Origin of the sequence: Nostoc sp. PCC 9305 (assembly GCF_963920915.1) — a bacterium.
GTDB lineage: Bacteria > Cyanobacteriota > Cyanobacteriia > Cyanobacteriales > Nostocaceae > Nostoc.
This window is the reverse complement of the sequence record NZ_CAWUDN010000063.1, coordinates 24069-46317: the sequence shown is the minus strand read 5'-3', so window position 1 is coordinate 46317 and position 22249 is coordinate 24069. Positions and strand designations below refer to the sequence as shown.

Genomic DNA, 22249 nt, shown 5'->3' with positions numbered 1-22249 from the left:
ATTAGATTCTTCTGATTCCTTGCGTCAAGCCTGATTGAGATGCTCTTACCCTGACCTGGAAAGGTGGGGTAAAAATATGTGTTTGCGATAGTGAAGCAATCCAAGTTGAACTTCACGCCTTGGCAATCGAGAATTCAGCTAGTCAGATAATAGCAATATTTTTTATTTTCATCGACCTTACTGAGCACAAGCAACTAGAAGCAGCATTAAAACCAATTGAAGAATTTTCCAAGTTAGCATTGAAAGCCGCTGGCATGAGTATCTGGCAGTGGAATCTAAAAACTAGGGAAATAGTCTCCGTTGGTAACTTGAAAAATATTTTTGGCTTAAATCCAGAAACTTTTTGCGGGAACTTTGATACTTTACTTGACTACATTCATCCAGACGACTATCAAAAGTTAACCTCTGTAGTTAACTATGCCTGCGATGAGCACGTGGACTACAATATTGAATTCCGCTTGTTGAGTGGCGGAAGCATCCTCTGGCTTTTAGCTTCCAGCCACTTCCTGTATGATGAAACAGGTCAAGCTACACAGATGTTGGGAATAGTTCAAGACATTACAGAACGAAAAAAATCCGAAGAGTTATTCAGAGAAAGAGAAGCAACTAACCCTGAGGGGCAGGGCAAACGCATCTAAATATTGACAAGCCTGAATCAGGGTAAAATACAGCAAGACTCAAACTAAATAAAGCTTTGAGGAAATTCGACCTCACTGATTATGAAAATGAGAATCATTACAAGGGGGGAGTTAGATCCCACATTCCGCACCCCAAGTGTCACAAACGGAAATTACTGAGAGAAAAAAGGCAAATAAGAATAAAAACAGACATATCTAGAAAAAAATACATAAGAGCCGTGATCAATCAGCAAAAATGGCATCAAAACCTATTGTCAATAAGCAGCAATAAGAACTGATGGCAAATAGATTCGGATTAGATAAATAAAAGAAGATATTAAAGACTGAATTCATAAATTAAAATAATGAATTGAAGTAGCAAAACTAGATTTTTGACATAGTAAATTAGAGCTATGAATCAAAACGATGAGCTTCAGGTAACGTCTATATTAAATTAACAAAGATAAAAATTATCTGATTAATTGATAATAACGGAGACAATCATCTGGTAAAAGATTCAGGATGAAATCCCTATCTTGAGTCCAATTAGAGACGTGTTTTTCATTGTTAAATTCAACTAAATGAATACACTGAAAGCGTTGAAATATCCAACGTAAAGTAGGGCGGTTAGTTGCTTTACCTAATTGGTTTTTAATCGTTGATTTAGACTCTGTGAGTGCGGCTCTGATTTGACGTTGAGCCAATGTATAGACCAGCAAACATAAACCCATAATCATTGCTAACGACTCTATTCTCTCAGTGCTTTTGAGGAAAATACTATCGGCAAAAAATAATGGGTCTTTCAGAAAACCAAATCCCCTCTCACAGGACTGCTGGGCTTTATATTCACTCAGGATTAAATCGTCATCTAGCTGCTTTGAATCTAAAACATTTGTGGCAATAATGAAACGCCCTGCACTCAGAATTTCTGTATTAATTTTACTTTCATTTTTGCATACTGTAGCCGAAACTCGGTAAGCTATTCCTGCTTGATTATCTTTTTTATTAGATATAATCTCCGTAACTTTACTCTCCTGAATTTGGTGATATTTAAATTGTTTTGATAGTTTTGATAATGCTTTGATAGCATCAGCTTCACAAGCAAATTTATCTTGTGATAACTTTTTCAACTCAAGAAGTGCTTTTGATTCTGCCTTGATAATTTTTTGTGAGAGTTTACCCAGGTCTGATTCTCTTCTATCTTGGCTTTGTACTACCAACCATCTTTGTTCTACTTCTGCATAAGTGACTGTTTTTGAAACAAATCTGTATCCTGGCAAATTACTATTAATAAATTCCGATTCTGGTAATGTTGATATTAATGATTGTGCTGATTTAATACTTAATGGCACTCGAGATAACCAGCGTAGATCTGACATCAATTTCAGATTTAATTCTGTATATAAAGCGCAGTCTGCAACTATGAGACTATTAACTTCTATTTGTTTTTGATACTCAACTGCTATTTGACCAAAGCATGATGAGTCGGACTGGTTTCCTGATGCCAATTTCAAAAATATTGGTATGTCCCCATCTCCTGAACATATTAGTTCTATAATGAATTGTTTTAAATCTGGTCTATGGTCTCTTGAATAACCGTAGGTTATGGTAATTTCTTTGGGTGATTTTACTACTAATTCTTCTGACTCTTGGGTATTGACTGTTTGTTGCTCTTCAAATATTACTTCTGGTAAGTTGGTATTGTATTGCCCATGTACGTGCATTGATGATGAATCTAAATGTGATGATAACAGGGATATGCAAAGTATATTAGTTGCTAGCTTAAACAAACTTAAAGCTTGAACTTACTACTTATTCCTTTCTTTCTTCTGCCTTCTGCCCTCTGCCCTCTGCCTTAAGGCGCGTAACTTTTCATCATCACCAAAAGTTGCCAAGAACCGGTTCCATCAGTTCGTTTTACTCTTCAAGTAATGATAACAATTCTCATAATGAGAATTGCTGGGCTCTTATTGTTTTACTATAAATTGCCACATTCTTTAGCCTGTAGCTATTTCAGAGTATTTTGTCTCCCCTCAAGCTGGCTGTCACTCTCACATACCCTTCTCTTGCTGGCAGTCCCTAAGTCTTTGACCCGCTCCCATTGGTCATGCCGTAGCGTATAACGTCGAGTCATTGTTTCTCTATTTGGTTTATCCCAAGCATCACTGATTCCAGTTTACCTAATTGATGACACGCCCTAGTCCTCAACAATCTCAAGAAAATCAATCTCCTGGCTTTGAGCTTGTTCCTCAATCTAATGCCACGGAGTGTGTTTATTGAAAGTTAAGATGAAATATGCTTACAATATTTAGTCTAGAGTATAAATGTAAATTCTCTTGTCTCTAACTTTAAAACAAAAATAGTTTTAACCGAAGTTGGCTACTACAATAATGTTACATATTGACTCTATTTTTTAGTGAAATAGACTAATAACCACTACCCAATGTCCAATTCTCAAAACTCATCGAATCCTAAAAAACTAGCAAAACTAGCAAAGCAACTTGATTCAAAACAAAAATTACTTTTGCTCAAAGAATTAGCTGGTATGTTAAACCCTATGTTGCTTGAAGCTATGAAGATTGAGGCTGAACAGGCATTGATACTTTGCAAACTGGATGGAACAGAAGAACTTGATGAGCTAGATGAGCGACTAGCCAGACATTTTGAAGTTAAAAAAATCAAGCACAAATATTACGCATATCTACGATGGCGAGAAGATGGACACCACAAATCTGAGTATTTAGGACCAATGCCTTTTCTACCAGGTCATACTTATACACTGGTGCATAAAAAAGATGGCAGCAAAAAGACTTTAACGCCACTTAGCTTAGAAATAGAGGATGACCAAATTTACCTCAAGGTTGAAATTTTAAATCCTATTCAAACTATTAGAAGCTATCTCTATCCAGAGTGCTTAAAGACTATATTCAGCAAAAAAGAGTGGACCATTGAGAAGGTAGCTTTTCCTGAGAGCGAAAAGGAAAAAACCGAATACTAAGAGGGTGTTTGAAAAGTCAGAGAAAGCTCCAGTAGTCGGCTCTCGTCCGCTTGCGGATGGCGGAAAACTTATCTATCTGGATGCCTAAGCCAGGAAGTCACCCCCCTGACTCGGCTACAAAACCGTGGATGAAACGTTAATTTCACACGGCTCCTTAGTGATTTGGTGCTTGTCAAGCACACCTATAAATTCAGTAGATCACAAACTTTTTCCCGAAGGGCAATGGCTTGGAAGTTTTGTAGTCAATGATACTTTTTATCAGTTGCTGTTTAAGCAAGTAGGTAGGTCATTGATAAGAATCCCTTACCCCTCTTCTGTCACTTTCCGGAATAAGCAAGTAGTGAATAAGTTAAATTATCCAGAAGTATAACCAGGTTTAAATTGATTCATTGCAGCAATTAAATGATTAAATCCTAGCAATAAATGTGAATTAGGGAAAATATGTATCCAGGGATAAATTAACCAAAATAGTAAGAGTGGTTGGGCAATGAGACGCAGATTATTTAGAGTATTTTTCCATCCGCATTCATGGTGACATTGCGGATGATTAGAAAAATCAACATCACTATTTTCTTCTGCCTCAGTCTCAATTTGACGAGATTGATTTAAGCCTAAGAAGGCTGGAGAATCTAAACTAATCATCGTGTAAACACAAAAAATAATTTCCCACCACCTCTCAATATGTTGGAAATTGGTGAAACGGTAATCTGTCCAGCCTAGTTCCTGTTTACACTGTCGAAAACCATATTCTACCCAGGTTCTTAATCCATATAAGTCGCCTAAAGTTTTCTTGAGATTACCTTGAAGATTTGTCATCACAAAAGAAGTAGAATTTTCTGGCATGGTTTCTGGATCAGTAGTTATTTCCCAGTAAGTTATGGCTCTTTTTTTACCATAAATTATTTCCCTAATGTATCAGGTTTCTGATTTTTGATTGCTAAATGTTCTTTCACATTTACACCACTTATTCGCCCTAACACTTTGTGCTGCTGGCAACCAGACTCCATGATTACTTCTAATTGATACAACATAATCTAATTTATATTCAGCTAGTTTTCTCATAAATTGGCTACTTTCACCATATAAACTATCTGCCAGTACCAGTTCAATATTAAAACCGGATTCAATTAATTCTGTAATAATGTCTGACGCTAACTCTATTTTAGTTTTATATTTATCCTCCTCTTTTAGCGTTCCTTTTGGTTTGAATATTTTTACACTGAAGGGAAAAGTTATATTAGAGTAAACTCCATACGCATTTACTGAAACTATTCCATTATCGACTTTTCCCACACTTACTAGATATTGTCTAGCTACATAATCAGTCTTTTTACCCTTTTTACTATCTCCTGTTTCATCTATTACTACTGTTATTGCATTTCCATTTAAGACTTTCTTAAGCCTCCTTAATCTTCGTTGTTTTAATTTATTTACTGACCAATCTGAATTCGCTAGAAAATGGTGTAATGACTGTGCTGAGTTTATACTTACTACTTTAGCTATCTCTGGTAATGATTTTCTTTTGATTGGCGAGATTATTCCTAAGTGCAAATATTTGAAACACTCATAATTTATCACTTCTTTAAATATATCTTGATAAGTAGGTAGGCGAAAAAATTTATAACTATGTAACAAAAACTTAAGTATAGGTATTAAAGTTAAATTTTACACGTTGCGTACTATAGTTTCCTTTTTCTCCCCTAGCTGTAACACCATCAATGACCGCGTAAGCAAGGTCTAACTCATCATCAAATATTTGCCCAGATAGCTCATCTTTTTTTAGGTGTTGCCACTCCAATTCAATTGGATTCATTTCGGAGCAATATTTTGGTAAAAAGAAAATGTACAAACCCATGTACTCCCACTTTTTCCATAACTGCTGAACTTCCTTGCATCTATGTATGGGACTGTTGTCTTGTACTATTACTTGTTCTCAGATTTAGTAAAGTTTTGTTTTGCTCACGAGTCAAAAATACTCTTAGACGAACACCCATACTTTAAGTTTCCTCGGTAGATACATTCTCCGTATTTATTTATCCTACTAAAAGGGGTTTAAAACCCAGCCCTTTCAACGCGAACAGATGAACTACTAAGGCAAAGGCTAAAACCCGCTCCCAATATAGGTTATCAATGATGAATTCAAGGTATCCTTGGCAATATCAGTACCAGGGTGCTTAAAAATGCTGTCCTCCATCTTTGAGCAATTTGTAAAAGAAAGTCCAGTAAGCGTGATGGCACAAGCATTAATGTCACATATATTTGCATCTGAGCGGATGGATGGGTTATTTAGAAGACATGCTCAGGTGCAGTACCAACAAGATTTGCTATTTTCAAGTCTTGTAGATTTGATGAGCTTGGTGGTATGTGGAATGCAGAAATCAGTTCATGCAGCTTATAAAGCGAGGGCAGCGAATTTAAGTGTAAGTACAACAGCATTGTATAACAAGCTTTGTGGTGTTGAGTTGAGGGTAAGTCAAGCATTAGTAAGAGAAACAGCACAAGACTTAGTTGAATTAGTGAAATTAGTAGGTGGAGAGCAAGCAAGTATATTGCCAGGGTATTGCATGAAAGTAGTAGATGGGACTTGTTTGAAAGCAGAAATGTTGAATGCTGATACAAAACTTTACATAAATAGTTATACTAACTCTAAAAAGCCTAAATTAGTCAACATAACATCATCTCCTCAAACCAATGAACATAGCTGATTTTCTGACACATACAAGATTGAAGATAGCGGAATTTATCTAATAGTGTATGTCCCCATTGTGCCGGAATAGATAAAATCTGTAAAATCAGATAAGCTATCAAACTAACGTAAATTTGTATGGTAATACCATTGACGTTTTTGGTAATTAATTTGTCAAGTTTTAAGTGCATCTTTAAAAACTTCCACAAGAGTTCAACTCCCCAACGTAATCGATAAATATCCCTAATTTCATCATCATGAACAGCTGCATCTCCCGACTCTGGTAAATTAGTCACCTTAGCGTTATTCAGTTTTAGTTTCTAAATCACAAAAATTAATGACTCTATAGGCTTGAGCATTATCAGATGCACCTACTTTGACTAATCCACTTGCATCCTCAAATTCTAATTTCCAATTGTTTTTAATCCGCAAAACAAAGTATTTGTTTTCTTGCACTAATTCTTGGATAAATTTTAATCCCGCAAAGCCTCTATCCATTACCCCAACAGCATTAGTTGGTAGACTAGACATCATCTTTGAACCAAATTTATAATCATGATCATGTCCAAAATTGATGAAGTTATCTTCTGGCCTGCCGGTAGCTAAATTCAAATAACTAAAAAGTTTGACTTGATGATGACCCAAAACCCATAACAATTTACTTGTCAGGGTAATAATTGTTGAATCAATAGGACAAATAGCATATTTGTTGTGTAATTTTTTATGAATTTTCTTCTGTACTAACTCATTCAATTTTTGATAAATTTCTTGAAATGGTTTTTGTGCGCGATGAGAACTGGCTTTGGAAAAGGTCGAAATATCTACTTCAAATCCGGTGTTATTTAATCTTTGAAATAAATCTCGCATACTTGTTAAACTGTTATCCAGAGCATACGATAGCCAGCACTCAAAGAATAGACGACTATTTAATACTGGATAATCGTTTTTTGGCAGGCTTTTCAGGATATCTTTGACAATTTTGGGAAATGAATTTATAATCACAATCAAACTAAAATATTTTAAGCCTTCGCCCAAAATTACCATATTTTGGGTTATTTTTATCGGATTTTTCTTAACATTCAACACTTTTGCATATATGGCAATTATTTCGTTTAGCATATAGCCCTCCTAATTTTCTTCTTGGAGGGCATTTTATTGCTTAATCGGAGCAATGCTATCGCTCGTAAGAGTAACTAGCAACTTGGGTTATTATTTTTCATAAGCGCGTAGGTATTCCCTGTTTTGATGTGAGATATCAAAACCTTTACTCCAAAGGGAATCCTACCTTTTTTTTTGGATAAAAAAACGAGTTATCTTTAGAATCAACAAAGTGTTCTAAGTATTATTACTTTCTCCCCCCTCTGTAATGATTATCATTATTGAATAAATATTGTTTCTTGATTCTTTTGGGATAATTTATTCTTTGGAAGTCCCTGACTTTCTCTAGCAAACTTTGCCCCTCTAGAAAAAATTACCTAAGTATGCAACTTTATGTATGGGGTTAAACGTGGATATAGTTATGCTATTGGCACTCTACCTCATGATGGTTTAAAGATGAAATTTTAGCGTTTTGTTTGACCAACTACAACCTATGAAACTTGGACTTTTCACTCCCTCTGCCAGCGGACACCTTAACCCTGCCCTAGCGCTCGCTAAAGAATTGACCCGTCGCGGTCATGAAGTGAGGCTCTTCTGTGTTCCAGAAGCTCAGCAAGCTGCCGAACTTTCAGGCTGCATATTTGTTGCCCTCCAGTCGGCCAGGCTTCCCAGTGGCGCATCTGCCTCCGACCGCCAAGTACTCGCTGGCAAATCCGGTCCAGGAGCCGTTTTTTCCATCATCAGGCTGTTGACCGACTTAACTGAGCGGTACCTGCAGGAGGTAGACCAGGTTCTGAGGGAACACTGCGATTTAGATGGTCTTCTCATCGATATCGTCTCCCCAGAACTGTTCTTGGTAGCTGAGAAATATAGGCTTCCCTATATTGCCTTTTCCTCCACCCTCCCTATTAGGCTAACGAGCGCCGTGCCTCCGGCTATCTTTAGCTGGGAGCATCGAGCAGATTTGTTTGGTCGATTGCGTAACTGCGTTGGCTGGCAGATGCTCTTCCCAGTTTTGCGTCCGGCCCATTCCTTGGAGAACCAGTTCGCTGACAGGTGGGGACTACCACGGTCAGCAAGACCGCTTGATCCACGACGTTCGCGCGCTTACTTGACCACCTGCCCACCGGACTTCGATTTTCCTCAGCCGGATGCAGCACGCTACACGTACTGCGGGCCGTTCGTTGACCCACAGACGCGGCTGAATATCCCGTTCAATTGGACCAAAGTGCCATCCAACCAGCCACTTGTCTATGTCTCCCTCGGAACGGAGTTTAACAACCAAAAAGATATCTACCGAGTCATCCTGAAAGCGGTGCAAGGTATGGAAGTAACGCTAGTCGTATCTGTGGGCCAAGACATTGCAAACGAGGAAATAGCTTGCCTCCAGCAACTGCATCCCGATGCCGTGATTGTACGCTCGGCCCCTCAACTGGAAATGCTCCAGCGTGCCAAGACGTTCATCACTCATGCCGGGATGAACTCGACGCTTGAGGCCCTTATGTATGGTGTACCGACAGTGGCCATCCCGATAACTGCCGACCAGCCGGGCATCGCTGCTCGCATTCATCGCGCTGCGGTAGGAGAAGTGATTACGCCCAAGCAACTCACCTTAAAGAAGCTGCGAGAGACGCTTACGCTTGTACCGAATAACCTCTCGTATCGGTTGAACCTAAAAAAGTTTCAGGATTGGATTGCCGCTCACCCAGGTGTAGTTGTGGCTGCAGACGAAATTGAAAAGGTTCTCACCCTTCCCAATACTTTGTAGTAAGCAAAGCTGTGTTTCAATATTCAGGGTAAGTTTGCGATTAAAAGCTTGGACTACTGCGACGTGCGTTCTTTAAGACTAGTGCAATTTTAGCTGCGGCTGTGGAAGCGGTTAGAGAAAAAGATCAAGGAACACTAAAACAATTGTTGATGACTCCAGTTGCATCAACTTCCATTCTGATTTCTAAAATTGTGCCGATTTCCGCTTTACTCACAGGAACATTGCTGATTTGTTTCATCGTTGCTTACTGGGTTTTTGCATTACCTTTAAACAAATTAAGCGTTATTTATGATTTGCTCGGCTTTTCTGAAGTTTTCCTATAATTTTACTCGCAATATTGACAAAATTTCTCTAACTGGTGCTTTATCTGCTTCTAGCTTCTCTATTCTCTCTAATAGTCGTTTTGGAATATACTTGCACTTTTTAACTAGGCGATCGCCATCCTTCCAAAACTCATAGTGATACCAAGCTTGGGGATAATCTTTGCCGTGAAGGGTAATGGTTTTCCACTGAATGGAGCCACTACCTAATCCTTTGTGTCGTCTACTTTTACTAGGGTTATTTTTACTGGGGGGTATCTCTGACTGTTCAACATCGTTACTAGGGCTATTTTCGATATCCCCCAGTAATGTGTTTTTACTAGGGCTAGGCACAACACCCAGTAATGTCAAAATTTCTCTAATTGGGCGTTTCTTGAACTCTGCTTCTTGAATAACCCCCAGTAAATGCTTGGGAATGTACTTGGTCTTTTTTCTACCTTTTTCTTGCCAATGATAATAAGCCTGGGGATAGTCCTCTCCACCCCTAGTAATGGTGCGCCAATGAATAGTGCCGTTACCCTCACCCCAATTTCTGCGCTTTTTACTAGGGCTATCTTTACTAAGGGATATCTCTATTTGTCCAAGCTTTTTACTAGGGTTGTCTTTACTAGGGGATATCTCTTGTTCAGAGTTTTTACTAGGGCTATTATCAATACCCCCCAGTAAAAACTCCGACGCAGGAGGGGGATGATTTTGACAGCAGTTTGAGGACTCAGATATTTCCGGAGCGCAAATTCTGTATAATTCCATAAGACTTGTCAAAAAACACCGTTGCTGTACCTGTTTCACCGTGCCGTGCTTTAGCCATGATTAGCTCTAATATTCCTGGGTCTGTAGTGTCTGGGTTGTAGTACTCATCCCGGTAAGCAAGAATAATATTGTCTGCCACCATTTCTAAAATTCCCGATTGGCTGAGGTCGCTCATCATTGGGCGCTTATTCTGTCTGCCCTCAACTCCTCTAGAGATTTGCGACAGTGCTAGCACAGGTACATCTAGTTCCCCTGCCATTTTGTAAAGCCCCCTGGCTACATCTCCTAGTTCATAGCTACGGTTCCCTCCAGAGTCCTCTGCCATCATTTGTAGGTAATCAACTACAACCAACCCCAGTTTTCCTTCTTTGACCTTAATTTGACGGCATTCTGACGCAATTTGTGAAACGGTGATGCCCCTTGAGTCATTCATGTACAGGGGTAATTCTGAAGCAACACCGACGATTTTGGCAATGCTTGTAAATTCCCAGTCTGCTAGGGGTTTATTACCTGAGCGATGTCTGCGGATGCGATCGCTTTTTAGTGGCGTTAACTCTAAATGCTTATAGGCGTTGCTAACACTAATTAAACTCCACAGCCTGTACTCCAATTGTTTCTTTGTCATCTCTAAGGAGAAGATGACCACAGGTAGCTCATGGAACAGTATCATTTGGAAAGCCAAAAACAAGGCTATCTGGGACTTTCCCATTGATGGCCTACCCGCAACTATGGTGAGTGTGCCGCTTTCAAATCCCACCATCAAATTATCGAGTTCATGAAGTCCTGTAGGGTAAATGGGGTTTCCTGAATTTAAATCCTCGTAAGCAGCAACATTAATCGTGCTGTTATGTTCAGTGTTTGAAGATAGGGTTTGATTAGATAATTGGAAAATTTTCTGTTCTGATTGGTCAAGGATTTGTGGTAACTCAGTTTCTGTCTCATAACCCAGATGTACAATTTCATTTCCAGCCTTGATTAACTGCCTACGCGCGAATTTGTCCATCACCAACTCGGCTAAAGTGTCAATGTTGACAGCTGACACTGTGCGGTCTACCAGAGTTGCTAATTTATTTCTCCCGCCGATACGGACTAGTAAATCGTGGTCAGTAAGCCAAGCTGTAACTGTGAGTAAATCAGTGGGTTTACCAGAGCAATGAAGGCGCTGCACGGCTTGATAGATATCTTTATGGGCGCTAATGTAAAAGGCTTCGGGAATTAAGCGATCGCTCACCCTATCGATTGCTTCTGGATCAAGCATGATACCGCCTAAAATTGCCTCTTCCGCTTCGATGTTTTGGGGTGGTAGTTTATCAATCACGTCGCACCTCCAGTATTCTCAGCGAGATTTTGGCTTTGCGACTCTTCCCAAGCTCTTTGAGCCTGTTGCTGCCGTTCTTCAAGTTCACGACGGAATTCGTCTCGAGCATTTTTTGTTTCAGTTTTTTTGGCTTGTACCTGTTTTGAAGCCAGATATTTTTCGTAATAAACTTCCCAGCGATTCCTTCCGGCTTTGTTCTTGTGAGCTAACCAAGCCTCAATATCATTCACCGGCTGGCTAAGATTTTTGGTTTTTTCCTCACAAAATGCTAGAAAATTCGCTCGCTCGTCTTCTGAGAGAGTCTTTATAAAGTCTAAATAATTCTTATTGATCTTAGGGTTTTGAAATTCTCTCTCCACAAGGCTTTTAGCCTCTGCATGGTGCGTGGCGATCGCGCATGGTGCGTCATGATCCATCGTGGTGTGTGGTGATCCAGCGTGGTGCGTGGCGATCGCGCTCGGTACGTCATCACACCTTGGGTACGTCATTACACCATCGGTGTCTTCACACACCATCGGTGCATCATCACACCTTGGGTGCATCATCACACCATCGGTGTCTTCAATAAATTCGGGTGTGTCATTGCACCATAATCCCTTTGGCTTCACCTTGGTTCTGACTTGCAATAGCTCTAGATCAATGAATCCCTTTGCGTCTAATTCCTTAAGAGCGCGGCTTACAGTTTGCCTATGGACTATCCGCTCTGGTGCTGACAGATGACGAGCTACCTCAGCGGCATTGATGTCAATCCCTTGGTTATAAGGGTCAATGGTTCGGATGTAGTACAGGACATCCCTCTGTGCTGGTGTGAGTTCACGGCAGGCTTTCAGCCATTCTTCATGCTTAAGTGGATAGAAACGTCCCTGAATTTTTGAATTTGGTTGTGTCACAATTTTGCTAATACAAATGAAAAGACAAAATTTCACCTCGATCCGTTGGGATAGAGAGTAATTTTTTAGGTGTCCATCATTAACACTTAGTCAACGAATTTTTATATTCAATCGCGACAAGGTATTTATTTGATGGCTATGCTAGTAATCTGAAGATTAAAGATATGTCTGGGAAAAAGCACTCCTAGCAAGAGTTTGGTAAGATTAGGCTATACATCATCGTTGTCGTTTAATCAAACATCAAATAGTATAACCGTTAAACTTAAGTATAATTAGCAAAGCAATGCAAAGTTTTGTATCAGAAAAAACACAAAGTTATCAGCAGTTATTCGATGAGATGATGAATCGCTTCAATTTGGAAGCGAAGAAGACTGCTGAACAGGCTAAAGTGTCAGAAGTAATGTTATCCCGCTTTCGTCGCGGGAAGGCGGATCTAGGAGCATCAAAACTAATAGCGCTACTTTTGGCTATTCCGGTAGAAGCTAGGGTGTGGTATTTATCTGAGTTATTTGGTCAGAGGCCAGGAATTAGCCTGCGATCGCTAATTGCTGAAGCACCTCCAGAAGAACAAGCTGAAGTTTTACGACTAATTGCTGATATTTTTGTGAATAACAGCCGTGAGGCTACAGAACCAGTGCAGTTGCTTAAAGCTTTATAACTCACCGTTCGCAATAGAATTTAACTAAGAGAACTCCCCAAAAAAAATGATTTAATAGCTATGCCGATTTAGCAAAAATTTCCACAAACCATTTTTTGAGATGAGGAAGACGGTGAATTTGTGTTTCAACTTCCGCCATCGCTTCGGTTGTAAGTTTAACTCCTGTTGAGTAAACTTTATTTACCAATGTCACAACTGGATTGTTCCCCTTAAATGTGAGAGTTTTGGCAAAATTCAGTACTGTCTCAACAGTGTCGAGTAAACTGCCATTCCAATGCTTTTCTAACCAGCCAAAGCAGCGTTCAACAGGATTATATTTGCTGTGATAAGGTGGATAATAAGCAAGTTGCAAGTCAAGTTCAGATGAGATAGCAAAGTCTACAATGCGCTTCATAAACTGGGTGCGACGAGAATGATTTTCTGGGCCATTATCCTGATTAATCACCAGTTTTTGAATGTGAGCAAATCGATGCTTGACGCTTTGCCACCAGCTTTCAAGTAAGTCAACTATGCAATCAGCAGTCAATTTGCCAGAAACGAAGAATAAAAATAACTCGTTGTACTCAGGTAAAAAAATCCCATAGGGAATCAGAGTTGTTTCTGGAGCAAAGTCATGGTCTAGGGAGATTGTGGGTACGCGAGTTTTACCCTTGCGGTCAAACTCTCCGACTTTAACCGCAACCTTAGCGTCAACTTCCGATCCGTAGGGTATTTGGGTCATTATCAGCTTCAGTATTAATTTGCTCGACTTGTTCAAATATGGCCTCTGTTTGCGGAATCTTTTTGACTGGCTTGGCTTTGATAACTCGTTTTAAGCAATAACCTAAGTCATTCAATCGCCGCCGAATTGTCTCTTTTGATGGCAGTTGTTCGTCACTGTAACCAAATTGTTCTATCAGTTGCCGACGTATTCTCTTGTCGGATGCACGGATTCAGGAAGTACAGTAAAAAAATCAAGGAAGATCCGGATCTTCCTCACGGCGGCACAAAGGCAGATTCTTAAATCTTGGTTTGGTGTGTCTAGATTTGTCTATAACACTACTGTTAAATCGCTGCAAGATTCTAGCATCAAGGCTAACTGGAAAGCGATTAAGACTGACATATTGAATGGACTACCAGAATGGAGTAAATCAGTCCCTTATCAAATTAAATCAATCGCCATCAAAGATGCCTGTAAAGCTGTTAGTAACGCCAAGAAAAAATTTAAAAATGGTGGTGGTATTAGCAAGGTTAGATTTAGGTCAAGGAAAGACACTGTACAATCTTGCTACATTCCTAAGTCTGCGGTAAAAGACTTAGGAATTTACCACACTATATTAGGTGAGGCAATCTTCAAAGAAGCCTTGCCGCAAAGCTTTGGCGACTGTCGTTTAATATTTGCCTACCGTGATTACTATCTGACAGTTCCAGAGAACGTGCCACAAGAAAAATCTGATAACCAAGGACGCGTTGTGGCACTTGACCCCGGCATCAGGACGTTTATCACATTCTTTTCTGAATCTAGTTTTGGTGAAATTGGAACAGCTGCTAATTTGCAAATTCAGAAGCTATGCTTCCGCTTAGATAAGTTGATTTCTAAACTCACCAAAGCTAAATGCAAACAGAAAAGAAGAATGAAACTTGCGGCAAGTTCACTACGAGGTAAAATCAAAAATCTTGTAGACGAACTGCACAAGAAAACTGCTCGATTTTTGGTTGACAACTTTGACATTATTTTGCTACCAACTTTTGAAACATCTCAGATGTCTAAGAAAGCAAAGCGGCGAATTAGGTCAAAGTCAGTACGCCAGATGTTAACACTCTCCCACTACCGATTTAAGCAGTTTCTTAAGCACAAAGCTTTTGAAACTAGCAAGTCAGTTATGGATGTTAACGAGGCATACACATCAAAAACAGTAAGTTGGTCTGGTGAAATAATCCCCAATCTTGGTGGCGCTAAATTCGTCCAGTCTCCATCTGATGGGCAAGTGATGAGCCGGGATCTAAATGGTGCGCGAGGGATTTTCCTTCGTGCATTGGTTGATACGCCCTCTCTCCAAGAGTGTATTTGTTAATGAATGTTAGCAAAAAGGTATCGGTTAACTTAATCGTTAACGTTGATTTTCTTAGCCAATGTCTGAAATTTGCGTTGTTCACCAGCTTGTTTACGCTGTTGATAACGTTTTCTAGCTTGCTTTAGTACCTCTTGCAATAATTCCTCATTTTCTGAGCAGACGATAAATGCACCTTCTAGGAAAGTATCTCTAGTAATTTTATTTACATTGCAAAACGTATCTAGCTTGGTATCAATATCCTGTTCTAACCTGATTGTTCGCCTGATGATCTGGGGTAACTCTAACTGCTCTTCTTGATTAGAAGTGCTTACCTTATCGTTTATTACTTCCTCACTATCTAAATCCGGTTTTGGTTTTTCAGGTAAATGACTAAATTCAGTAATTTGGTCATTTAGTAAGTTATCGTGTTGTACTTTTACAAGTGTTGTATCCCGTGCTGGAACACTTGGACGTGTCTTTTTCTTAAGGCGCTCAAAAACATCAGACATTCTTTTGTAACCTCTCGATAATTTGTTGGAAGGGAGTTTCGAGTTGTTCAAAGCCTAGAGAGGACAAACTTACACCTTTATCTATGGCCTTTTTAAATTGTTCAGATTCTAAAATTGAAGGTAAAACGACTATTTCTTCGGCAATTGTTCGCATTGCACTGATACTCGCCTTACTTTGTGCGACTTGGTTATTACCTACCCATTTATCTCTGAATGGCAAGATGCCAAGCACTATCCCTGAAAAAGCATCAATTTCTTGAAGTTCTTCAACTAAACTTAGAGTTCGGATGAGAGAATTTACACCTTTGGATGATGCTTCTACAGGAATGATGATATGGTCAGCTGCCCCCAACGATGTAAGGCAGATTTGCGATCGCTGAGGTGGCGCATCGACAATGCAGTATTGGAATAAATCTGATACCTCTTTTAAGCGTTTGCTCAGAACAATAGCTCCCATACCGCTCCCAGACAAAAATTCTTGAGCATTATCTAATCCATCATCAGCAGGAATTAACCATAGGTTTTCTCCGATTTCATAAATACCGTCTTCAGTATTGATCTGTTTTTTGAGAACTTCTAGAAGCGTGGGTTGATTCTGCTGAACTTCGTGTCCCAGGTAAAAAGTTAGGTTCGCTTGGGGATCGGCATCAATCATCAGTACACGCTGTCCTGTTTGAGCAAGCATTCTACCCAACAAGATTGCAACAGTTGTTTTTCCCTGGCCACCGGACAAGGATGCACAAGTAAGAATTAACATTTTACTGACTACCAGCAGCATGGTGTAAATTAGTCAATATCATAATGCATAATGTTGTTTTTAAGTTATTTAGTCATTATATAATTTAGTCATTTGCAAATGACTAAATTATACTTAACGCTATTTAGCCATTACTTTAGCTCTCAAAAAGTCTTGCTCTTCGGGAAGATGGCTGTTCTGTAAAGATAGGTTTTTGTCCTATTTAGTTGTTAATGATTTTAGTCAAGACAGAATTTAGTCATTCCCAAATAGCGAAATTATATAATGACGTAATTTATTAAACCAATTTTATTTTATTCATAAAATAAAATTTCAAAAATGCTGCTGGGGGTTATATAGGGGTTATATGTACCCCAAAAACGATTCAGGACTTCGATGAGTATTTGACACCTATATAGGGTATATATGGGTGTTTTATGGGGTATACTTGACTGTTTGACACTTTGTACCCCACTTAGCCCCCAAGGGAGTATGATAAGCTCTTGAGGCTGGAGAAAAAAGAGGTAGTCATTTTATTCTTCTCTCCTCTGCTCCCCCATATCTCCTCAACTGATAACTTTTACAAATTGAACCGTATTACCTTTCCCCCAATGTCGAACATTCACACCTTACAAAAAATTTTTCCTGCTGGCTTTGATAACGGTTACGGAAGCCTAAAACTTTTAGTCGATGGCTTTGAAGTAGTTCGTGTCCCTAGCTATATTTCCACTGCCGAGATGGAAGATGTTCCAGGACGGGTAGTTTTTAACGGCACTGCTTACACAGTCGGAGAATCAGCTTTCCGCACAGGATATCATTTTGACCGAAACACAGATAACAATGAAAACAAAGTCAATAATGCGTTGTTGACTTTATTTGGTGCATTGGCACATCTTCCATACCGTAAGGCTTGGCATTTAAAATTAGTCGTCAGCTTACATGATGTTGGTCTGGCTGACGAATTGCAAAAAGTACTAAATGGAGAATATCAGCCAATACTTGCTGGCAAACAATCAGAAGTGAAGATCGAAGTCCTGAAAGTCGTACTAGAGGGGATGGGTGCATTGTTTGGGCATCAACTACCCAAAAAATTAACGATTTTAGACTTTGGTAATGGAACGACTCTGTATTCTCGTTACAACCAGGGGAAGCGAGAAGTTCACACCGCCTACCCCATTGGTGTAGAAGTTCTCATCGATGATATTTCTCAAAAAATGAAACATCTAAATGGGGGAAAAATCGGGGATGCCTCCAAAATCCGATTTTGTCTGGAAATGGGACATACCAAGTACAGCCGTGACATCGATATCAAAGATATATACAGTGCTTGTTTGAAAGATTGGTATGAAAAATACTTGAAGAAAGTGGTGAATTTGACACTTGATGCCAAGCACCAAGGGGATGAAATCTGGGCTATAGGTGGAGGTTGCCTCTTACCTGGATTTAAGAAGCTCTTAGAAAAGAACGGGTTCAAAATTCTGGATAATCCAGTGGAAGCTAATGTTTTTGGGCTTCTAGAAATGGCAAAAACCATTATCAGCAAGAATTCACCAAACACATCTGGGAAGCTATAACAATGACAGACAAACAAGACTTGACACCGGAAAAAGTTCGGATCAAAGATAGCTACCGTGAGCGGATATTTGCAGAATCACAGCAATTAGGTAAAAGTTATCTGGAGACGCTTTACTTTATTATTGATTGTTATTTTGCTTTTAGAAGGGGTACATTCCCTACTCAACAAGTAGCTTTCACCCCGATTAATACTGAGTCAAACCAACTTATTCAGCCGACTAAAGAGCTATCTACAGACTCTAAACCAGAGGATTCTGATGACCAAACCTTCAGCCTTGATTTTGATTTGTAAGGGAAATATAGGGCTCCCGTGAGGTTGGTCAGCCGATGCTGTAGTCTCAGAGTCAGCGCCCAAGGATGTCACCAGTCGAAGTTAGAGAGCTGTTCACCCAGACATTTTGGTTGTGATAAAAATTACCACGTTGTTCTAATATAAACCCACCCAGCAATAATCCCAACCATACTTCTACTATCGGCATTTTAAAATCCGACACAAGCTGAATTTCAAAAATTACATTCGACTCACCCAAATAACTCTCGGTGCTGATAAGCAAATCGAGAAACATCCAGACTAGCCACAGGTTTAGCATAAATAGCCTGATTGCGAATAGCCTGTATCTGTTCTGACTCTCGCTCCATAGCTGGTGTGAATTCTTGTCGCTGTGTCAGCAAATCCTCAAACTCAATTTCCCCAGGTCTACCTTGATAAAAAGCCTCTTCAGCACAACGACGGACTGCATTACCAATTTCTGCCGGACTGCAAATGCGATATTCAGCCAACAGTCTACGCCATTGATCATCACTCCAAGGTGAGTTATTGTCTCGAAAAGCTGGAAAATACTTAGCTAGATGTAGATTGAAAACTTCATATCTTGCCCCTTCATGGGGTAAATCCACAAAAAAGATATCATCAAAACGGCGCACTAATTCCGCAGGTAGCATTGACAAGCGATTGACAGTAGCAATGGTATAAACTGGCTCTTGATGCTCTTGCATCCAAGTTAGTAAAGCCGCAGATAGCCGCCGTGCCACACCTCCATCTGCATTGGAGTCCCAGCCAGCAAAGCCTTTATCAAAGTCATCCCAATAAAGTACACAGGGAGCAAGGGAAGTCACCAAAGCAATAAACTCCTTTAATGCTCTGTCTGGATGACGATCGCCCAGTAGTACACCCCAATTAGCTGCTAACAATGGCAATCCCATTTTCTTAGCTGCTAACTTGGCAGAGAGACTTTTACCAGTACCCGGTGGCCCCCATAAGAGCATCCCAGTGGGAAACTTCAATCCATATTGCTTTGCTTGAGGTTGAAGTAGACAGGTAATAGTTTCCAACCTTTTCTCCAACAAATCTAATCCCCCGGCTGAAGGTACATCCGGTTGAGCAATGTATTCTAAACCCCGATCCCGCAGTTTGCTAACTTTATGCTCTAGGACTAATTGGGCGATTTCCTCAAGCTGCTCTGCAAAACCCAGACATTGGTGTAGTAGCATATTGATCTCGCCTATGGGTAAACCCTGACAGGCACGAAAGAGCAATTGCAGTGCTGATGTTTTTTCTGTTGTCTTTAACCAAGAATTGCGATCGGCTACGGCGAGGTAATCGCGATCGCACTCAGCAAACTGCTGAAGCCAAGGATGGCTACTCCCAACCCAGGCATCACAAAACTGCTCCACAACTATCTGCACCTGCTGTTGATCTGGAAGTGGATTTGATAGTACAGGAATAAAAGGCTGTAATTCTAGAGATAGTTGAACGTAAGTTTCCAATAACACCCAGTAATGATGTTTTTGACTCCAGAGAGCTTGATGACAGGCATTTAGTAATTGATAGCTAAATTTTTGACTTATTTTGCTACCATCACCCTCATTTAGAACTCCCTCCAGTAAATAAATGCCTGGTTGATATTCCTCCAGAAGATACTGAATAATGTCCCCGTCTTTACCCCTGTCAGTTGACTGTAAGATGTACTGACCTTGATGCTGAATTAATTGCTGTAGTCCACAGTAACCAGGATTCCAGACAAAGACTGACAAAGAACGTTCTTCACCCCAATGGTAAAACTGCTGTAGTATTTGCATTCTGTCAGGCGTATGATACTCCACAGCCACAATTGGAGCATTTTGGTTAGCTAGAGCAGGCCAGTCTGTCAACTTCATAAATCTGACTTCAACAACTTACTTTCCCCTTTTAGAGCAAATTTATTACTGATGCTTTAGCCACACGGATAATTATTACTAACGGGTTGGCTATATTTCTTATGTGAAAAAGAGCGATGGCTACGCCCGCCGCAGGCATCGCCTCTAGCACAGTGTTAATTTCGGAAACTGCTCCTACTGCGTTTCTTTATCTTTTAATTCCAAAGCATAAATTTGTCGCCGCAGCAAAGACAGGTTTGAAATCGCAAAAAAATTGAAATGAAATGGATGTGAAAGCCGCGATTGCGGCAAGGAGGTGAAAAATTTACTTCATTAAAGGAAGCTGTAAAATGGCATACGCAAAGCGCTCCGAAGGAATCGCTAGAGCTAGAACCAATAACAACAATCGCAACGGAGCTAATACTAAAACATCTGCCAAAACCAATGGCACATCTGCAACAACTAAATCAAAGGTAGCGAATGCTTCACCACAAGAAGAGGCATTAGCATTGTTGAAGGAATTACGGAACCTAATCTTCAAAGAATACGGCGTTAAGTTGCAGCTACGGGATTCGCGTGTTTCAACTAAAATCGGTCATGCAGCCCGTGAAAAACTCGGACTTGACATTGCAGCCCAAGTCAAAAAGAAAGGTGGTAACAAAAAGTTTGATTGGCAAAAATGGAATACCAAATTATTTACTAAATTGTTTGGACAACCAGATGCACTCAAATATGCACCAGAAGTAGTGGCAATTTTCATGAGTATGCTGTATGACACTATCAGCACTGACCCAGAGCAAGCAATAGCAGATTTAGTTGAATTCAACCGCGCATCTCTGGAACGTCGTAATTCTTTCCAAGAACAAGAAGAGGAAGAACTTGACGATTTAGATGACGAACTAGACGAAGACGTGGATGAAGATGAGGAGGATATCGAAGATGAACTAGACGAAGATTTAGATGAAGATGACGAATTAGATGAAGAAGATGAAGATGAGTAAATAACTCCGGCTTATTCTCAGGAATTGACAGAATAATAACCCAAAATAACCATGTATTGCCTCAAACAATACAGGTTATTTTTTTGTCGAATAAAGAATTTAAATTGGAGCGAATTGCATCTTTCGATGCTGTTTCTATGAGAAAAATACTAAATATCAAGGAGTAATTCTCATGGTTAACGCTAACGCTCGCAAAACTGCTAAAGCATCACGTAAAATTGAAAGGCACATTCCTGCTTTAGAACGAGTAATGACTTATCAGGAAAAAGTACACCTGATGGTAATTGAAGTATTGCGGGAAGAATCAGGAAGAGAATTAGCAGCAGCAGCTAGATTTAACGGACAAGAGTTTGATTGGGACAAACACAATTCCCAATTCCGTAAGGACTATGTAAATACACCATTAAAAGAACTGGTGAATTATGCCCGCAAACTTTACGGCTTGAATAATCTTGATGAAATTCGAGATAGACGTGCTTCTCATAAAGCTGCTCGGTCTAAACGTATGGACGGACTCAATGGTTTAAGTAACAACTCTGATGACTTGATAAATGACGATTTTGAACAAGATGAAGATGACGAAGATATAGAAATTGGCGATTAATTACAATGCCCTGAATTATCTAATTCAGGGCATTCTATTTCCCGCCCACCCGCATCCAACAAACAGAATTGAATGCAGCGATCGCTGCTGAATTCAAGAGATTCAAAAGTGAACTCTAACTCAGAAGGCATCTGTCGATGCTGTCTAGGTGAGATGTAGTAATTCGTTAATCAAAGGATAATCAAATGACTCAGATGACTCGTAATCAGCAACAAACAAAAGCGTTGGATCAAGTAATAGGTTATCAGGATAAAGTGCGATTAATGGTACTGGAAGTTTTACGTGAGGAATCAGGCAGAGAACTTGCTGCTCAAGCACGTTTTAATCAGCAAGAATTTGATTGGAACGAACATAACATTCAGTTTCGCCAGGATTATAGCGAAACTCCCATCAATGAACTAGTAGCATACGCCAAACGTCTGTATGGACTAAAAGATTTGGATGCAGTACGGGAGCGGCGTAAAGCTCATAAACAACAACGTACAGCTAGATGGGCTGAAGCTTCATAATTATCTGCTGGCTCTCACAGCAGCCCCACTAAAATGTGGGGTA

The 22249-nt window shown here is 39.8% G+C and carries 23 protein-coding genes and 2 pseudogenes; 12 read left to right on the top strand and 13 right to left on the bottom strand.

The genetic code is table 11. The annotated features are described in order from the left end of the window. Positions 1-119 precede the first annotated feature (119 nt). Positions 120-638 (top strand): PAS domain-containing protein, encoded by a 519-nt coding sequence (locus tag ACM0OX_RS22325; RefSeq protein WP_414517162.1) that lies wholly within the window; start codon positions 120-122, stop codon positions 636-638. 449 nt (positions 639-1087) lie between these two features. Here the strand turns inward: ACM0OX_RS22325 and ACM0OX_RS22320 are convergent, their stop codons facing one another. Next, positions 1088-2407 carry an IS1634 family transposase gene (locus tag ACM0OX_RS22320; protein ID WP_414517161.1) on the bottom strand — a complete coding sequence of 440 codons (1320 nt, stop codon included), beginning with the start codon at positions 2405-2407 and terminating at the stop codon, positions 1088-1090. Positions 2408-3060: 653 nt separating this feature from the next. Here ACM0OX_RS22320 and ACM0OX_RS22315 point away from each other — a divergent pair. Continuing rightward, positions 3061-3615 (top strand): hypothetical protein, encoded by a 555-nt coding sequence (locus tag ACM0OX_RS22315; protein WP_414517159.1) that lies wholly within the window; start codon positions 3061-3063, stop codon positions 3613-3615. Positions 3616-3969: 354 nt separating this feature from the next. Here ACM0OX_RS22315 and ACM0OX_RS22310 read toward each other — a convergent pair. Both ACM0OX_RS22310 and ACM0OX_RS22305 read right to left on the bottom strand, forming a co-directional pair. Next, a pseudogene (locus ACM0OX_RS22310) lies at positions 3970-5214 on the bottom strand (IS701 family transposase); the annotation flags it as partial. Positions 5215-5254: 40 nt separating this feature from the next. Beyond that, on the bottom strand, positions 5255-5539 hold the full coding sequence (locus ACM0OX_RS22305; RefSeq protein WP_414517167.1) for a transposase: 285 nt from the start codon (positions 5537-5539) through the stop codon (positions 5255-5257). Positions 5540-5765: 226 nt separating this feature from the next. Between ACM0OX_RS22305 and ACM0OX_RS22300 the strand changes: the two genes are divergently transcribed. After that, a complete protein-coding gene (locus ACM0OX_RS22300) occupies positions 5766-6320 on the top strand; it encodes a hypothetical protein (protein WP_414517158.1) in 555 nt (184 codons plus the stop codon). On the opposite strand, the pseudogene ACM0OX_RS22295 reads toward ACM0OX_RS22300, so the two are convergent. Further along, positions 6280-7303: pseudogene (locus ACM0OX_RS22295) on the bottom strand (IS4 family transposase). The gene ACM0OX_RS22300 and the pseudogene ACM0OX_RS22295 overlap by 41 nt on opposite strands. Before the next feature lie 568 nt (positions 7304-7871). Between ACM0OX_RS22295 and ACM0OX_RS22290 the strand changes: the two are divergent. Together ACM0OX_RS22290 and ACM0OX_RS22285 are read left to right on the top strand one after the other, a co-directional pair. After that, entirely contained in the window at positions 7872-9167 is a 1296-nt protein-coding gene (locus ACM0OX_RS22290; RefSeq protein WP_414517157.1) for a nucleotide disphospho-sugar-binding domain-containing protein, read from the top strand. A 101-nt stretch (positions 9168-9268) separates the two neighbouring features. After that, complete coding sequence (locus ACM0OX_RS22285) at positions 9269-9490, top strand: ABC transporter permease subunit (RefSeq protein ID WP_414517156.1); 222 nt, start codon at positions 9269-9271, stop codon at positions 9488-9490. Here ACM0OX_RS22285 and ACM0OX_RS22280 read toward each other — a convergent pair. The 3 genes from ACM0OX_RS22280 to ACM0OX_RS22270 are packed head-to-tail and all read right to left on the bottom strand — an operon-like array spanning position 9485 to position 12445. Further along, on the bottom strand, positions 9485-10237 hold the full coding sequence (locus ACM0OX_RS22280) for a hypothetical protein (RefSeq protein ID WP_414517155.1): 753 nt from the start codon (positions 10235-10237) through the stop codon (positions 9485-9487). The two genes, ACM0OX_RS22285 and ACM0OX_RS22280, sit on opposite strands and share 6 nt — an antisense overlap. Further along, positions 10200-11555: a replicative DNA helicase gene (gene dnaB, locus ACM0OX_RS22275; RefSeq protein WP_414517154.1), complete on the bottom strand. Its 1356-nt coding sequence runs from the start codon at positions 11553-11555 to the stop codon at positions 10200-10202. Before dnaB ends, ACM0OX_RS22280 begins: the two co-directional genes overlap by 38 nt. After that, positions 11552-12445 carry a MarR family transcriptional regulator gene (locus tag ACM0OX_RS22270; RefSeq protein ID WP_414517153.1) on the bottom strand — a complete coding sequence of 298 codons (894 nt, stop codon included), beginning with the start codon at positions 12443-12445 and terminating at the stop codon, positions 11552-11554. Before ACM0OX_RS22270 ends, dnaB begins: the two co-directional genes overlap by 4 nt. 283 nt (positions 12446-12728) lie before the next feature. On the opposite strand from ACM0OX_RS22270, the gene ACM0OX_RS22265 reads away from it, so the two are divergent. Beyond that, complete coding sequence (locus tag ACM0OX_RS22265) at positions 12729-13103, top strand: XRE family transcriptional regulator (protein WP_414517152.1); 375 nt, start codon at positions 12729-12731, stop codon at positions 13101-13103. 58 nt (positions 13104-13161) lie between these two features. Here ACM0OX_RS22265 and ACM0OX_RS22260 read toward each other — a convergent pair whose 3' ends face one another. Both ACM0OX_RS22260 and ACM0OX_RS22255 read right to left on the bottom strand, forming a co-directional pair. Then, on the bottom strand, positions 13162-13824 hold the full coding sequence (locus ACM0OX_RS22260) for an ISAzo13 family transposase (RefSeq protein WP_414517151.1): 663 nt from the start codon (positions 13822-13824) through the stop codon (positions 13162-13164). Then, on the bottom strand, positions 13793-13969 hold the full coding sequence (locus tag ACM0OX_RS22255; RefSeq protein ID WP_414517166.1) for an ISAzo13-like element transposase-related protein: 177 nt from the start codon (positions 13967-13969) through the stop codon (positions 13793-13795). The genes ACM0OX_RS22260 and ACM0OX_RS22255 overlap by 32 nt, the downstream gene beginning before the upstream one ends. 21 nt (positions 13970-13990) lie before the next feature. Here ACM0OX_RS22255 and ACM0OX_RS22250 point away from each other — a divergent pair, with 21 nt between their 5' ends. Further along, the gene (locus tag ACM0OX_RS22250; RefSeq protein WP_414517150.1) at positions 13991-15157 is read left to right on the top strand and encodes an RNA-guided endonuclease InsQ/TnpB family protein; all 1167 of its coding nucleotides are present in this window, start codon (positions 13991-13993) and stop codon (positions 15155-15157) included. A gap of 29 nt (positions 15158-15186) precedes the next feature. On the opposite strand, the gene ACM0OX_RS22245 is transcribed toward ACM0OX_RS22250, so the two are convergent. Both ACM0OX_RS22245 and ACM0OX_RS22240 read right to left on the bottom strand, forming a co-directional pair. Then, entirely contained in the window at positions 15187-15645 is a 459-nt protein-coding gene (locus ACM0OX_RS22245; RefSeq protein WP_335202981.1) for a hypothetical protein, read from the bottom strand. Then, positions 15638-16402 (bottom strand): ParA family protein, encoded by a 765-nt coding sequence (locus ACM0OX_RS22240; RefSeq protein ID WP_094353341.1) that lies wholly within the window; start codon positions 16400-16402, stop codon positions 15638-15640. Before ACM0OX_RS22240 ends, ACM0OX_RS22245 begins: the two co-directional genes overlap by 8 nt. Positions 16403-16992: 590 nt before the next feature. Between ACM0OX_RS22240 and ACM0OX_RS22235 the strand changes: the two genes are divergently transcribed. Together ACM0OX_RS22235 and ACM0OX_RS22230 are read left to right on the top strand one after the other, a co-directional pair. Beyond that, positions 16993-17955 carry a ParM/StbA family protein gene (locus ACM0OX_RS22235; protein WP_414517149.1) on the top strand — a complete coding sequence of 321 codons (963 nt, stop codon included), beginning with the start codon at positions 16993-16995 and terminating at the stop codon, positions 17953-17955. Positions 17956-17957: 2 nt separating this feature from the next. Continuing rightward, a complete protein-coding gene (locus ACM0OX_RS22230; RefSeq protein ID WP_179075951.1) occupies positions 17958-18248 on the top strand; it encodes a hypothetical protein in 291 nt (96 codons plus the stop codon). 52 nt (positions 18249-18300) lie between these two features. On the opposite strand, the gene ACM0OX_RS22225 is transcribed toward ACM0OX_RS22230, so the two are convergent. Further along, positions 18301-18450 carry a hypothetical protein gene (locus ACM0OX_RS22225; RefSeq protein WP_414517148.1) on the bottom strand — a complete coding sequence of 50 codons (150 nt, stop codon included), beginning with the start codon at positions 18448-18450 and terminating at the stop codon, positions 18301-18303. Between the two features lie 28 nt (positions 18451-18478). Continuing rightward, entirely contained in the window at positions 18479-20113 is a 1635-nt protein-coding gene (locus tag ACM0OX_RS22220) for an AAA family ATPase (protein WP_414517147.1), read from the bottom strand. Between the two features lie 329 nt (positions 20114-20442). Between ACM0OX_RS22220 and ACM0OX_RS22215 the strand changes: the two genes are divergently transcribed. From ACM0OX_RS22215 to ACM0OX_RS22205, 3 genes are all read left to right on the top strand, one after another. After that, positions 20443-21093, top strand: a complete 651-nt coding sequence (locus ACM0OX_RS22215; RefSeq protein WP_414517146.1) for a primosomal protein — start codon at positions 20443-20445, stop codon at positions 21091-21093. A 172-nt stretch (positions 21094-21265) separates the two neighbouring features. After that, positions 21266-21697 carry a hypothetical protein gene (locus tag ACM0OX_RS22210; RefSeq protein ID WP_414517145.1) on the top strand — a complete coding sequence of 144 codons (432 nt, stop codon included), beginning with the start codon at positions 21266-21268 and terminating at the stop codon, positions 21695-21697. A gap of 185 nt (positions 21698-21882) precedes the next feature. After that, complete coding sequence (locus tag ACM0OX_RS22205) at positions 21883-22206, top strand: hypothetical protein (protein ID WP_414517144.1); 324 nt, start codon at positions 21883-21885, stop codon at positions 22204-22206. Positions 22207-22249 lie beyond the last annotated feature (43 nt).